Source organism: Bacillus sp. PK6-026, assembly GCF_054161455.1.
The window spans coordinates 4,334,361-4,347,157 of sequence record NZ_CP096418.1; the positions used below are offsets into that span (position 1 = coordinate 4,334,361).

The 12,797-nt window shown below is 47.6% G+C and carries 14 protein-coding genes and 4 tRNA genes; 9 read left to right on the forward strand and 9 right to left on the reverse strand.

Annotated features, from left to right (window positions below; genetic code table 11):
• Positions 1–6: 6 nt before the first annotated feature.
• From walR to M1D59_RS21975, 7 genes are all read right to left on the reverse strand, one after another.
• Positions 7–714: a cell wall metabolism DNA-binding response regulator WalR gene (gene walR / locus M1D59_RS21945; protein WP_003177967.1), complete on the reverse strand. Its 708-nt coding sequence runs from the start codon at positions 712–714 to the stop codon at positions 7–9.
• A 415-nt stretch (positions 715–1,129) separates the two neighbouring features.
• Positions 1,130–1,202 (reverse strand) — tRNA-Phe (locus tag M1D59_RS21950).
• A gap of 21 nt (positions 1,203–1,223) precedes the next feature.
• Positions 1,224–1,300, reverse strand: a tRNA-Asp gene (locus M1D59_RS21955).
• Positions 1,301–1,388: 88 nt separating this feature from the next.
• Positions 1,389–1,460 (reverse strand) — tRNA-Glu (locus M1D59_RS21960).
• Between the two features lie 7 nt (positions 1,461–1,467).
• Positions 1,468–1,543: transfer RNA gene (locus tag M1D59_RS21965), tRNA-Lys, on the reverse strand.
• A gap of 226 nt (positions 1,544–1,769) precedes the next feature.
• A complete protein-coding gene (locus M1D59_RS21970; protein WP_025810498.1) occupies positions 1,770–2,183 on the reverse strand; it encodes an NUDIX hydrolase in 414 nt (137 codons plus the stop codon).
• Between the two features lie 63 nt (positions 2,184–2,246).
• Positions 2,247–3,539: an adenylosuccinate synthase gene (locus M1D59_RS21975; RefSeq protein ID WP_020453621.1), complete on the reverse strand. Its 1,293-nt coding sequence runs from the start codon at positions 3,537–3,539 to the stop codon at positions 2,247–2,249.
• 265 nt (positions 3,540–3,804) lie between these two features.
• Between M1D59_RS21975 and M1D59_RS21980 the strand changes: the two genes are divergently transcribed.
• On the forward strand, positions 3,805–4,071 hold the full coding sequence (locus M1D59_RS21980; protein ID WP_106071168.1) for a holin: 267 nt from the start codon (positions 3,805–3,807) through the stop codon (positions 4,069–4,071).
• A gap of 17 nt (positions 4,072–4,088) precedes the next feature.
• Here M1D59_RS21980 and dnaB read toward each other — a convergent pair whose 3' ends face one another.
• Positions 4,089–5,453, reverse strand: a complete 1,365-nt coding sequence (gene dnaB / locus M1D59_RS21985) for a replicative DNA helicase (RefSeq protein WP_020453623.1) — start codon at positions 5,451–5,453, stop codon at positions 4,089–4,091.
• A 183-nt stretch (positions 5,454–5,636) separates the two neighbouring features.
• Between dnaB and M1D59_RS21990 the strand changes: the two genes are divergently transcribed.
• Positions 5,637–5,834, forward strand: a complete 198-nt coding sequence (locus M1D59_RS21990; RefSeq protein ID WP_020453624.1) for a DUF2188 domain-containing protein — start codon at positions 5,637–5,639, stop codon at positions 5,832–5,834.
• A gap of 33 nt (positions 5,835–5,867) precedes the next feature.
• Here the strand turns inward: M1D59_RS21990 and M1D59_RS21995 are convergent, their stop codons facing one another.
• A complete protein-coding gene (locus M1D59_RS21995; RefSeq protein WP_371268723.1) occupies positions 5,868–6,095 on the reverse strand; it encodes a hypothetical protein in 228 nt (75 codons plus the stop codon).
• A gap of 133 nt (positions 6,096–6,228) precedes the next feature.
• On the opposite strand from M1D59_RS21995, the gene M1D59_RS22000 reads away from it, so the two are divergent.
• The 7 genes from M1D59_RS22000 (at position 6,229) to nagE (ending at position 12,766) form a co-directional block, all read left to right on the forward strand.
• Positions 6,229–6,381, forward strand: a complete 153-nt coding sequence (locus M1D59_RS22000) for a YycC family protein (protein WP_020453626.1) — start codon at positions 6,229–6,231, stop codon at positions 6,379–6,381.
• A gap of 57 nt (positions 6,382–6,438) precedes the next feature.
• Positions 6,439–7,644 carry a CynX/NimT family MFS transporter gene (locus tag M1D59_RS22005; protein WP_020453627.1) on the forward strand — a complete coding sequence of 402 codons (1,206 nt, stop codon included), beginning with the start codon at positions 6,439–6,441 and terminating at the stop codon, positions 7,642–7,644.
• A gap of 131 nt (positions 7,645–7,775) precedes the next feature.
• On the forward strand, positions 7,776–9,026 hold the full coding sequence (gene nagA, locus M1D59_RS22010) for an N-acetylglucosamine-6-phosphate deacetylase (protein ID WP_025810496.1): 1,251 nt from the start codon (positions 7,776–7,778) through the stop codon (positions 9,024–9,026).
• A complete protein-coding gene (nagB, locus tag M1D59_RS22015; RefSeq protein ID WP_025810495.1) occupies positions 9,023–9,769 on the forward strand; it encodes a glucosamine-6-phosphate deaminase in 747 nt (248 codons plus the stop codon). Before nagA ends, nagB begins: the two co-directional genes overlap by 4 nt.
• Positions 9,766–10,497, forward strand: coding sequence for a GntR family transcriptional regulator (locus M1D59_RS22020; RefSeq protein ID WP_224146245.1), 732 nt, complete (start codon positions 9,766–9,768; stop codon positions 10,495–10,497). Before nagB ends, M1D59_RS22020 begins: the two co-directional genes overlap by 4 nt.
• On the forward strand, positions 10,494–11,390 hold the full coding sequence (gene murQ, locus M1D59_RS22025; protein ID WP_020453631.1) for an N-acetylmuramic acid 6-phosphate etherase: 897 nt from the start codon (positions 10,494–10,496) through the stop codon (positions 11,388–11,390). Before M1D59_RS22020 ends, murQ begins: the two co-directional genes overlap by 4 nt.
• A 2-nt stretch (positions 11,391–11,392) precedes the next feature.
• Positions 11,393–12,766, forward strand: a complete 1,374-nt coding sequence (gene nagE / locus M1D59_RS22030; RefSeq protein WP_023856808.1) for an N-acetylglucosamine-specific PTS transporter subunit IIBC — start codon at positions 11,393–11,395, stop codon at positions 12,764–12,766.
• The last annotated feature ends 31 nt before the right edge of the window (positions 12,767–12,797 follow it).

Here is a 12,797-nt window from a genome sequence, read left to right on the forward strand (position 1 = left end):
TCGGTATTAGTCCTGTTCCGGATTTCTCAAATAGTAGCCGACACCGCGCCTTGTGACGATCCAGCTTGGGTGACTCGGATTATCCTCGATTTTTTCGCGAAGGCGTCTGACCGTAACGTCAACTGTCCGGACATCTCCAAAGTAGTCGTATCCCCACACGGTTTGCAGCAGATGCTCACGCGTCATGACCTGCCCGATATGTTTAGCAAGGTAATGCAGCAGTTCGAATTCCCGATGCGTCAGTTCGATTGTCTCGTCTCGTTTTGAAACGACGTAGGCATCCGGAAAAATGACGAGCGATCCGATTTGAATTTCGTTTGAAGACGATTCTTCTTCGGCAGGAGCCGCTGTGTTCTGTCTTCTCAAGTTCGCTTTGACACGCGCGAGCAGTTCGCGAGTGCTGAACGGTTTTGTCACATAGTCGTCAGCTCCCAGTTCAAGACCGATGACTTTATCGATTTCCGAATCCTTTGCTGTCAGCATAATGATGGGCATATCATATTTTTTGCGGACTTCACGGCACACTTCCACACCGTCCTTGTTCGGAAGCATGATGTCGAGCAGAATCATATCAGGGTTGAGATCCTCAACCATCTGAAGCGCTTCATTGCCGTCGTATGCGCAATGGACTTCATAGCCCTCTTTTTTCAGATTAAACTCTAAAATATCAGCAATCGGCTTTTCATCATCTACAACTAGTATCTTTTTTTCCATTATTCGTTCCCCCTGGTTCAGAGTTTGGATACAATACAGCCAGCGGATGGCTGCCTAAGTTTTATATCAAGTACACTGCATGTCTTCATTAAAAAACACTTTCTAGAAAATAGATTTCTTATACATTATAACGTTTATGAAGCAAAAGTTAAAAAAATAGTTCAAAGGAAAACGTTTGGAAATTAAATCCACTTGCTATTTTTCCGCTTTTATCACAACAATTAAATTTTTGTGACTTTTTTTACTGAAAAATGAAACATCTTCCCCTTCAAGACCGTCTATATAGTAACGTCTTCTTCTTCGGCCGGGTTACCGGCCTCCCTTTTTTTCTCCTTTTTATTCCTTCAGCATTTTATTTCCTTGTTTTCAGCTAAAAGAAAACGCATCTGCTTAAAAACAGACGCGCTTTTTAGAGTGGCTCGGGACGGAATCGAACCGCCGACACACGGATTTTCAGTCCGTTGCTCTACCAACTGAGCTACCGAGCCAGGTATGTAACTTTTTTAAAATGGCGGTCCGGACGGGACTCGAACCCGCGACCTCCTGCGTGACAGGCAGGCATTCTAACCAACTGAACTACCGGACCTTGCATATTTACAGTACCTGCTTCGGAGAAGAATCGTGGTCTCCTCCGGAGCAAGCGGGGATTTAGCAATTACGCTAAAGTAAATCAATGACCCGTACGGGATTCGAACCCGTGTTACCGCCGTGAAAGGGCGGTGTCTTAACCGCTTGACCAACGGGCCAGGGAAATGGTGAGCCATGAAGGACTCGAACCTTCGACCCTCTGATTAAAAGTCAGATGCTCTACCAACTGAGCTAATGGCTCAAGATTAAATTACACCCTTAGATTTAATCTGAAATAACGACGCCCACATCTCAGGAAGCTTTTTCGAGATGTCTCTCGATGTGTACGCTGAAGCGAATTCTCCGAAACTTATTCGGACGTGCTCTACCAACTGAGCTAATGGCTCGTTTCGTTGTTTTCGCAACAACGAGATTTATATTATCATAGAACGAACAGAAGTGGCAATATATTTTTTTATTTTTTTCTATTATTTTTTCCCTTCGTGATGATACTCCGCCCCTTCGCGGTTCAGCCAGTGCATGATTCCGTTCGGATGGAATACAGACAGCAGCCGGTCAGCTTCATGAAGCGGCATCCACTTGGCTTCAACAATGTTCTCGTCAAACGTGATGGCATCCGGACGATCGGTGATCCGGGCTCTAAAGACGATGAAATATACATGCTCGCCGCCGATAATCGCTTCATTTATAGCTAATATATCAAGAGGCTGAATTCCATAGCCTGTTTCTTCCTTCATTTCTCTCGCCGCGGCTTCTGTTAGCGATTCTCCAGCTTCCACCTTGCCGCCCGGCAGCGTCCACGATTGATTTTTCTTATTTTTCACCATCAGGATGTTTCCGTTCTCTTCCACGAATGAATATACAACATCGACACGTTCCACCCGTTTGCCCTCCTTGTCATTGAAAAACAAAGCCCCTGCGAACTGCAGAGGCTCTTCTGGAATTTAGTTCGGACGATAAACGCTTCTCACCACATTTGTTTGAGAGCGGTCAGGACCGACTGAGAAAATAGAAAGCGGAATGCCTGTCAGCTGAGAAACTCGCTCTAGATAATGGCGGGCATTTTCAGGCAGATCGCTCAAGCTTTTCGCTCCTGTGATATCTTCTGTCCAGCCCGGCATTTCTTCATAGACAGGCTCACATTCAGCGAGCGCTTTTAAGCTTGCCGGGAACTCTTCGAGGATCTCGCCGCGGTATTTGTAAGCGACACAGATTTTCAATGTTTCAATCCCGGTCAATACGTCAATTGAATTTAATGAAAGGTCGGTAATTCCGCTGACGCGGCGGGCATGGCGGACAACCACGCTGTCAAACCAGCCGACGCGGCGCGGGCGCCCTGTAGTTGTTCCGTATTCGCGGCCGACCTCACGGATTTGGTCTCCGATCTCATTGTTCAGCTCTGTCGGGAACGGCCCGTCTCCGACACGCGTTGTGTAAGCTTTCGATACACCAACGACATGCTGGATTTTTGTCGGTCCCACACCTGAGCCGATCGTTACGCCGCCGGCGACAGGGTTTGAAGATGTAACAAACGGATATGTCCCTTGGTCGATATCAAGCATAACCCCTTGCGCTCCTTCGAATAAGACGCGGCGGCCGTCATCAAGCGCGTCGTTTAAGACGACGGATGTGTCGCAGACATATTGTTTGATCTGCTGGCCGTACTCATAGTATTCGTCTAAAATGTCTTCTATTTTAAATCCTTCCGCATCGTACATTTTTTCCAGCAGACGGTTTTTTTCTTCTAAATTGCGGGCGAGCTTTTCTTCAAAGACTTCTCTATCCAGCAGATCGGCGATGCGGATTCCGACGCGAGCGGCTTTGTCCATATAAGCCGGGCCGATTCCTTTTTTCGTCGTGCCGATTTTATTGGCCCCTTTCCGCTCTTCTTCGACCGCATCAAGCTTTAAATGATACGGCAGAATGACATGGGCCCTGTTGGAGATTCTCAAGTTGTCCGTGCTGACGTTCCGCTCATGAAGATAAGCCAGCTCCGTCACCAATGCTTTCGGATCAACAACCATTCCGTTGCCGATCACACACGTTTTATCCTTATAAAAAATACCGGATGGAATCAAATGCAGTTTGTACGTTACCCCGTTGAATTTAATTGTATGTCCTGCGTTATTTCCGCCTTGGTACCGTGCGATTACCTCTGCGTTTTCGGAAAGAAAATCGGTGATTTTGCCTTTTCCTTCGTCACCCCACTGCGTACCTACAACAACTACTGAAGACATATCCGTGCACCTCCGTTAACCTTTTCAAACGATATCAATATCAAACACATTCAGTTTATCAGTGTCATCCCGCAAAGTCAATCGGAAATCCGAACATTAATTTTAACACCAAACACATTTGTTCGTTATTATAAAGCAAATTTCATATATTTTCTTTTTAATAGACAGTCTGTAAGTCAAATCTTAAAAATAAGCGTTTTTCTTGGACAAAGACACATAAAAAACCGGCAACACAAATATTCAATAAGTAAGGAGGGAGATGCCGATGGAGACGGTATTAATTTTTGCATCTGTTTTATCGCCGATTATTTTGGCGCTGGTCGAATTGGTGAAGAAGACGTTCAAGTTGCCGAAAAACTTGATTCCGCTCGTTTCACTCTTGATAGGTTTGCTGATCGGGGCCGCAGCATATCCTTTTACAGACCTTGAACTCGTGCTCCGTTTATGGTCCGGAGGACTTGCCGGATTAACCGCAACGGGGTTATTTGAAATCGGTAAAAACCGCAATGCAAGAAAAAAGAAAAATCCCTGAGAGCATGTCTCAGGGATTTAAGCACCAGGCGCAACACCCGCGTCATCAAACCGACGTTCCAGGTTGACGAACTTATTATATTCTTTTACAAAAGCGAGTGAGACGGTCCCGACCGGGCCGTTCCTTTGTTTTGCAATAATGATTTCAATGATGTTTTTATTCTCAGATTCTTTGTCATAGTAATCATCGCGGTACAGGAACGCAACGATATCGGCGTCCTGCTCGATACTTCCCGATTCCCGGATGTCCGACATCATCGGACGCTTGTCCTGGCGCTGCTCGACGCCCCGGGAAAGCTGTGAAAGGGCGATGACTGGAACTTCAAGCTCCCTCGCCAGCGCTTTCAGTGCACGGGATATTTCCGACACTTCCTGCTGACGGTTGTCACTTGATCTGCCGCTTCCTTGGATGAGCTGCAGGTAGTCGATCAAAATCATGCCGAGGCCGTTCTCCTGCTTTAACCGTCTGCACTTGGAACGGATTTCGCTGACGCGGATCCCCGGTGTATCATCGATGAAAATACCGCTGTTTGATAAGCTTCCCATCGCCATTGTCAGCTTGCCCCAATCTTCTTCCGTCAGGTTTCCGGTCCGGAGATTCTGGGCGTTGATGTTGCCTTCCGCACAGAGCATCCGCATGACCAGCTGTTCGGCGCCCATCTCAAGGCTGAAGATCGCGACGCTTTCATCGGTTTTAGTCGCCACGTTTTGGGCGATGTTTAAGGCAAAAGCAGTTTTACCGACTGACGGACGGGCGGCTACGATGATCAAATCGTTTCTTTGAAAGCCCGCCGTCATTCGGTCAAGCTCGGTAAAACCTGTCGGGATCCCGGTAATGTCCCCTTTTCTGTTGTGGAGCTGTTCGATATTATCGTAAGTTTGAACGAGCACATCTTTAATATTTTGAAAGGCCCCGGAGTTTTTGCGCTGGGCGACTTCCATAATCGTTTTTTCTGCTTCGCTTAAGAGGTCTTCGACTTCATCCTCCCTTGTATATCCGTCTTGAGCAATCGTCGTTGCCGTACGGATCAAGCGGCGGAGAATCGATTTTTCTTCCACGATTTTCGCATAATACTCTATATTAGCCGCAGTCGGCACAGAATTTGCAATATCCGTCAAATAAGAAATACCGCCAACCTCTTCCAAAAGGTCCGTGTTCGCAAGCTCTGATGTCACCGTCACCAGGTCTACAGGCTCGCCGCGGTCTCCAAGAACAAGCATGGCGTTATATATTTTTTGGTGCGACATTCTGTAAAAATCATCTGGAATCAAGACTTCTGACGCCAAAGTTAAAGCTGATGGTTCTAAAAAAACAGCACCTAACACGGCCTGTTCGGCTTCGATATTTTGCGGCGGCAGCCTGTCATTCAGAAGATCTGTCATGTTAAGCACCGTCCTCCCATTTAAAAATAATCCAACGTCTATTTTACCATTTTTACAGAAAAAAAGTAGACTCGCTTTTTGTAGAAATATTTTCATAGAAAGGGAGAACGGCAATGAGGATGTTTGCTCCCCTGATTTATCCGGGAAAACAAATCAATAACATGTTTGGGGAGGTTGTTTTTCATGAAGGTCTATATGGTGACACCAAATGCCGAGACGGACGGATGGTTTTTGAAACTGGAAGATACGGCGCCTGTTGAGCTTTATGACACAAGGACAGAGGCCGTAGAAAAAGGAGAAGAGATGGCGAAAGAGAATCGTCCTGCGAAGCTTGTCATCTATGACCGGCAGGACAACAAAGAAGACGAACGGTCTTATTAAACACCTCGGCCGAGGTGTTTTTTTATTCCACTATTAATCCAGCCGGCTGTTCCAATTGTTTTTCAAAAGCATGCTGACCATCAAATCGGTCGCATGTTGGTACAAATCCCATTCTTCATAGGCCGCAAATTTCATCCGCAGCGTTTGCAGCACATTGCGCATATCTTTGTATTCTTCAAATGTGTAAAGCCCTTTCGCTCTGATCTGCTGTTCATACAATTTCTTTTTCAGCACAGATAATGTCGAATTCAAGACGATCACCTCCTCTTTATTTATATCGCTTTTTTCTTTTTCTTCCAACTCACTTGTCATATGATGTTACAATATATATCGGAGTCAATATTCACTGTTGCGTACTCTGTACGCTGGGGTACAATATAAAATGGAGGACTTTATGAAACCTTTACAAATATCTGCCGAAACGGCGCAAAAACTTTCGGAAAGCTTAAATCTTCCACTTGAACAAATCATGCATATGCCGCAGCATATCCTGCTTGCGAAAATTGCCGAAATTCAGAAGCAAGATCAAAAAAGTAACCTTGGATGATGTTCCGGGTTTCTTTTTCATGTCACTTTTCCACCTGAAAGCAAAGGAGAATACAGCATGCATTACATTGACGCTCGACGCCCCCGTTTGAACAATATCTTATTGATTGCAGGAATCATATTTATCGCTTTTAATTTAAGACCGGCTATTACATCTGTCGGGCCATTGATCAGTTCGATCCGCTCGGATATGGATTTGACGAACGGCATGGCCGGCTTCTTGACGACGCTGCCGCTGTTATCTTTCGCCGTCCTGTCCCCCATCGCCCCTAAGCTCGGACAGAAGCTGGGCAATGAGAGAACCCTCTGGGTCGGATTGGTCATCTTATTGATCGGGATTTTGCTGCGCTCTTACGGAGAAGCTTTCACACTATTTGCGGGAACCGCATTGATCGGAGTCGGCATCGCCATCTCCAATGTGCTCTTGCCCAGCCTGATCAAACATAAATTTCCTGACAAAGCGGGAATTATGACAAGTTACTATACGACAGCCATGTCGATTTTTGCGGCGCTCGCCTCAGGGATCAGCATTCCGCTGTCACACGGTTTAGCGTGGGGATGGAGCGCATCGCTTATGGTCTGGGCCGGTCTCGCGTTTGTTGCGATTTTGATCTGGGTTCCCCAGCTCCGCTATCATGATACGGGAAACCGTACGGTCAGCTTAAAGACGGACGGCCAAACGGTCTGGCGCTCGAAAATCGCCTGGCAGGTCACATTCTTTATGGGCATACAGTCGTTCTTGTTTTACTGCACGATCGCCTGGCTGCCTGAAATTCTCCGTTCGCATGGGATGAGCATGTCACTTGCCGGCTGGATGCTGTCGCTGATGCAGTTTGCCAGCCTCCCGTCGACATTTTTGACTCCGGTTCTTGCCGGGCGGTTCCGAAACCAAAAAAGCATCGTGCTGGCCCTTGGCATCCTATACTTGGCGGGAATGTCAGGGCTATTGTATGGAGGCAATACAGCGATGCTGACGCTGTGGGTCATTTTAATCGGAATCGGACAAGGATCCAGCATCAGTTTAGCCTTGACTTTAATCGGGCTGAGAAGCGAAAATGCCGATCAAGCAGCGGCATTATCAGGAATGTCGCAATCAGCCGGATATTTGCTGGCAGCGATTGGTCCAAGCTTTGTCGGTTTTCTTTACGATCACATGCACTCATGGAACGGACCGATTTTACTGTTCATCGGTGCGCTGGTCGCTTTAATCGGTGCAGGACTCGGTGCGGGAAGAAATCAATATATTTATGCTAAAGCAGCATAACGAAGCCGGCAGATAAGCCGGCTTTTTTTTGGAATATAACCTGACAACACAGCGGCTAAATGAAGTGTGATGCTGTATGATCAGATTTGACAAAAATAATTCTCTTAATGGTCTAGACAACTAGAGTTGTAATGTTCTATACTGATGATAACGTTTTCAAGAAAGGACTTTTGACTGTGAAAACCAACCCATCCCAACGCTATATGTTTAAACATCTTCATATTTACAGTGAAAATGGAATGATAGAAGACGGATTTCTTCTGACGAACGGGGAAAAAATCGAGGCTTACGGACCAATGACTGATATTCCCGCTTCCGCCGCAACAGCAGAACAACTGACATTTCCGGAGAACTTCAAAGTGCTGCCGGGCATGATTGATGTTCATATTCACGGAGCAAACGGCGCAGATGTCATGGACGGAACAGCCGAGGCTTTGCAAACAATGGCCGAAGCCCTGCCGAAAGAAGGAACGACAAGCTTCCTGGCGACGACGATGACCCAGGATAAGGCCACGATCGAGCATGCGCTGGCAAACGTTCACCGCTATAAGGAAGCAGGCGGCCAGCCCGGGACCGCCGAAGTATTAGGCGTTCACTTAGAAGGCCCTTTTATTTCAGAAAAACGGTGTGGCGCCCAGCCGCCGGATGATATTATCCCGCCGGATCTTTCGTTATTTAAAGAATGGCAGCGCATCTCCGGGAATAACATTAAATTAGTCACACTTGCGCCAGAGCTGGAGGGGTCTTTGGAACTAATTTCCTTTTTGAAAGAAACAGGTGTCACGGCTTCCGCCGGCCACTCCGACGCCGGACTCAAAGAAATGGCAGACGGGATTAAGGCCGGCATCTCCCATGTCACCCATTTGTTCAACGGCATGCGGGGGCTGCACCATCGCGAGCCGGGGACGGCCGGAAGCGCCCTTCTGCATGATGAACTGAAGGCCGAAGTCATAGCCGACGGCATTCATGTTCACCCTGCGGTCGTCAAGCTGGCATTTCAGCAAAAACAGAAAGAAGGCATCATTTTAATTACGGATGCCATGCGCGCAAAATGCTTAAAAAATGGAACCTATACATTAGGCGGACAGGAGGTGTTCGTGAAAGGCGAAAAAGCCGTCTTAGAGGATGGTACGCTTGCCGGCAGCATCTTGAAGATGAACCAGGCTGCTCTGAACATGATGGATTTTACAGGATGTTCACTCGAAGATATCGTGTACATGACAGCGGTCAATCCCGCCAAGCAGCTTCATGTGTTTGACCGAAAAGGCAGCATACGAAGCGGGAAAGATGCCGATTTGATCATTTTAAATGAAAAAAATGAAGTTGTGATGACGCTTTGCAAAGGCGTGATTGCTTTCAGCAAAAGGGAGGTTTCACCATGAAAATCATTGAAGCTAAAGATTATCAGGACATGAGCCAAACGGCCGCCCGACTCATCATCGAGAAAGTAAACCGCTTATCTGCGCCTGTTCTCGGCCTTGCAACCGGAGGAACGCCTCTCGGCACATATCAGGTTTTAAGGGAAGATCATGCGCATAACAAAACGACTTACAAGCACGTCTATACCGTTAACTTAGACGAGTATGTCGGCGTTTCTCCGGATCATGAAAACAGCTATACATTCTATATGAAAAAACAGCTTTTCGATCACATTGACATTCCGCTCAGCCATACCCATCTTCCGGACGGAATGGCTTGTGACCTGGACGCTGAATGTAGCCGCTATGAAGCGCTGATCGAGCGGCTTGGAGGCATTGATCTCCAAGTGCTCGGCCTCGGCTTGAACGGCCACATCGGATTTAACGAACCGGGCACCCCATTTTCATCGAAAACGCATACAGTCGAACTGACACAATCAACGAAAGAAGCCAATGCCCGTTATTTTGATTCTTATGACGCCGTCCCGTCGCAAGCCATAACGATGGGCATTTCCACGATCATGAAAAGCAAGCAGATCCTGCTGCTCGTTTCAGGAGAGAAAAAAGCGGGCATCCTGGCGAAGCTTCTCAGTGAAGAACCAAATGAAGACACGCCCGCTTCTGTCTTAAAAACACACCAGAACGTCGTCATCATAGCGGACAGCGATGCTTTATCAATCGTGAAAGAAAGGGGTATGGCCTTTTGATCAAAAAAGATTCCCACATTCCGATTTACTATCAGATTGAGACCGAGATTAAAAAGCTTGCAGAAACAAAAGATTTGAAGCCCGGCGACCTCATTCCTTCTGAAAGAGAGTTTGCAGAAAAATATGAGGTAAGCAGGATGACCGTCCGGCAGGCAGTCAACAATCTCGTCAATGAAGGCATCCTCGTCCGACAGCGGGGAAAAGGAACATTTATTGCCGAGCCTAAAATTGAGCAGCCTCTCAAAGGATTGACAAGCTTTTCCGAGGACATGAAATCAAGAGGCATGAGACCCGGCACAAAAATGCTCGGCTTCGGCGTCATTTCGTGTGACCAGAGCACAGCGCGCAAACTGGAGATACATGAAGGGGCTTCCGTCTATGAAGTCAAACGAATCCGTCTCGCCGATGACATCCCGATGGCTTATGAAATCTCCTATTTGCCCGCCGACCTTATCAACGGCCTGACAGAAGACATTATGAGCGCATCTTTGTATGACTATGTCGAAAATACGCTCTCCCTTACGATTGACCGAGCCGCACAAACACTCGAGCCGGCGATTGCCTCTCCGGCAGAGAGCGAGCCCCTCGACATCGAGGAAGGCGCACCCGTCCTGCTCATCGAACGTTTGAGCTATTTGGACGACGGCAGACCGTTTGAAGTAGTCAAATCCGTTTACAGAGGCGACCGCTATAAATTCGTCATCGATATGAAGAGGGAAGAACAATGAAGAAGACAGAGGACACGAACGACAAAAGCAAAGCACTTGATGAAATGAATGCTTTAGATATCGTCACCTTGATGAATGAGGAAGACTATACAGTCCCTCGCGCCATTACGCCCTGCCTTCCCCTGATCGCTGAGGCGGCGGATACGATTGTCAGCCGTTTTAAGCAAGGCGGAAGAGTGTTTACAGCTGGCGCCGGCACAAGCGGCAGAATCGCAGTCCTTGATGCCGCAGAACTCTCGCCGACATTCTCTATTGACGAAAGCCGTTGGACCGGCCTGATCGCAGGCGGATATGACGCGATGTGGACGCCTCTTGAAGAAAATGAAGATGACCATGAAAAAATCGTCGCCGAACTGAAAGCGCAATCATTCTCGGAAGATGACGTCTTAATCGGCGTCACAGCGAGCGGCTCGACACCTTATGTCCTTGGCGCATTATCCTATGCCAAACAGCTCGGAGCCGCGTCTGTTTCGATTAGCTGCAACGCGGATACAGAAGCGGGCAAATTAAGCGATATCGCAATTGAGGTGCAAACAGGACCGGAAATTATCCGCGGTTCAACGCGGCTGAAAGCAGGAACCGCTCAGAAAATGATCTTGAACATGCTGTCAACAGCTGCAATGGCGAGGCTTGGCCGCGTCTACCAAAACGAGATGGTGAATATGAGACTGCTCAATCAAAAATTGGCCGGGCGAGCTGTCACCATTCTGATGAATACCACCGGATTATCACAGAATGAGGCCCAGCAAGCTTTAAAAGAAAGCGGCAATGACATCAAGGCAGCGATCTTTATGGTGTTGACAAACGGAACACTTGAAGATGCCCGCCGCTGTTTATCCCATGAAAATGGACATTTGAAAAAAGCGATTCAATATTACCGAAAGGGGTTTTAACTATGTTGGGATTTCTTCAAAATATCGGCCGCGCGCTCATGCTGCCGATTGCCGTTCTTCCTGCTGCAGGCCTCCTGCTCGCCTTGGGAAGAGAAGACCTGTTAAACATTCCGTTTATCGCCGCTTCAGGACAATCGATTCTTGACCAACTGCCGATCATCTTTGCGATAGGCGTTGCAATCGGTTTGTCAAAGGATGGCCACGGGGCCGCCGCACTATCCGGAGCCATCGGTTATTTTGTCCTGACAGGCGGCTTAGCAGCCATCAATGAGAACCTGAACATGGGCGTTCTCGGCGGAATTATTTCAGGTGTAGTCGCCGCCGTCATGTATAACCGCTTTAAAGATGCAAAACTGCCTGACTGGCTCGGGTTTTTCGGCGGAAAACGAAGCGTTCCGATTATGACAGCCTTCTGTTCCATTATTCTTGCAGGGATTTTCGGCTTCGTCTGGATTTACGCACAGCAGGCCATTGACGCCATTGGCGGCTGGATTATCCATGCTGGGGCATTGGGAGTCGGCATATTCGGTCTTTTAAACAGACTGCTCCTGCCGCTCGGCCTTCATCACATTTTAAACAATATGGTTTGGATGGTCTTTGGAGAATTTGCAGGCAAAACGGGTGACATGAACCGGTTCTTTGCCGGAGATCCAAGCGCCGGCGCCTTTATGACAGGGTTCTTCCCGATCATGATGTTCGGTCTTCCTGCGGCATGTCTGGCAATGATCGCGGCCGCGAAAAAGCATCGCCGCAAAGCAACGGCCGGATTGCTGATCGGATTGGCGTTCACATCATTTTTAACAGGTATCACGGAGCCGATTGAGTTCACATTCATGTTTTTATCGCCGCTTCTCTTCGGTATTCACGCCTTGTTAACCGCAAGCGCCATGACCGTGACCAATATGCTCGGTATCCACCACGGCTTTACCTTTTCAGCCGGGACGATCGACTACCTTTTAAACTTTGGAATCGCCACAAAGCCGCTGCTTTTGCTGCCGCTCGGTCTTGTATACGGCATTATTTATTTCATCATCTTTTATTTCCTTATTACGAAGCTCAATTTGAAAACGCCTGGACGAGAGGAGGACGATGACCAGGAAAACACACCTGTCAGCCCTGACACAGGATCGTCCAAATACGATACCCTTGCGGACAAATACATCGAAGCGCTTGGAGGAAAAGAAAACATCGAGACGCTGAACAATTGTGTAACCCGCCTCCGTCTCAAGGTCCGCGATGCTTCTAAACTGGATGAAAGTGCGATGAAAGCCATGGGAGCGAAAGGATTCGTGAAGCTCAATCAGCACGATGTACAGGTGATCATCGGTACAGACGTTGAATTCTTGGCCAATGAAATGAGAAAACGCACTGAATAAAAGATAAGCCCCTTCTGCACTTTGCATGAAG

Coding starts and splice junctions, on each gene's coding strand:
- nagA (WP_025810496.1), top strand. CDS start 7,776: ATGTTCTATACTGATGATAACGTTTTCAAGAAAGGACTTTTGACTGTG.
- M1D59_RS22000 (WP_020453626.1), top strand. CDS start 6,229: ATGAAACCTTTACAAATATCTGCCGAAACGGCGCAAAAACTTTCGGAA.
- M1D59_RS22005 (WP_020453627.1), top strand. CDS start 6,439: ATGCATTACATTGACGCTCGACGCCCCCGTTTGAACAATATCTTATTG.
- nagE (WP_023856808.1), top strand. CDS start 11,393: ATGTTGGGATTTCTTCAAAATATCGGCCGCGCGCTCATGCTGCCGATT.
- murQ (WP_020453631.1), top strand. CDS start 10,494: ATGAAGAAGACAGAGGACACGAACGACAAAAGCAAAGCACTTGATGAA.
- dnaB (WP_020453623.1), bottom strand. CDS start 5,453: ATGACAGATCTTCTGAATGACAGGCTGCCGCCGCAAAATATCGAAGCC.
- M1D59_RS21975 (WP_020453621.1), bottom strand. CDS start 3,539: ATGTCTTCAGTAGTTGTTGTAGGTACGCAGTGGGGTGACGAAGGAAAA.
- M1D59_RS21980 (WP_106071168.1), top strand. CDS start 3,805: ATGGAGACGGTATTAATTTTTGCATCTGTTTTATCGCCGATTATTTTG.
- walR (WP_003177967.1), bottom strand. CDS start 714: ATGGAAAAAAAGATACTAGTTGTAGATGATGAAAAGCCGATTGCTGAT.
- nagB (WP_025810495.1), top strand. CDS start 9,023: ATGAAAATCATTGAAGCTAAAGATTATCAGGACATGAGCCAAACGGCC.
- M1D59_RS21990 (WP_020453624.1), top strand. CDS start 5,637: ATGAAGGTCTATATGGTGACACCAAATGCCGAGACGGACGGATGGTTT.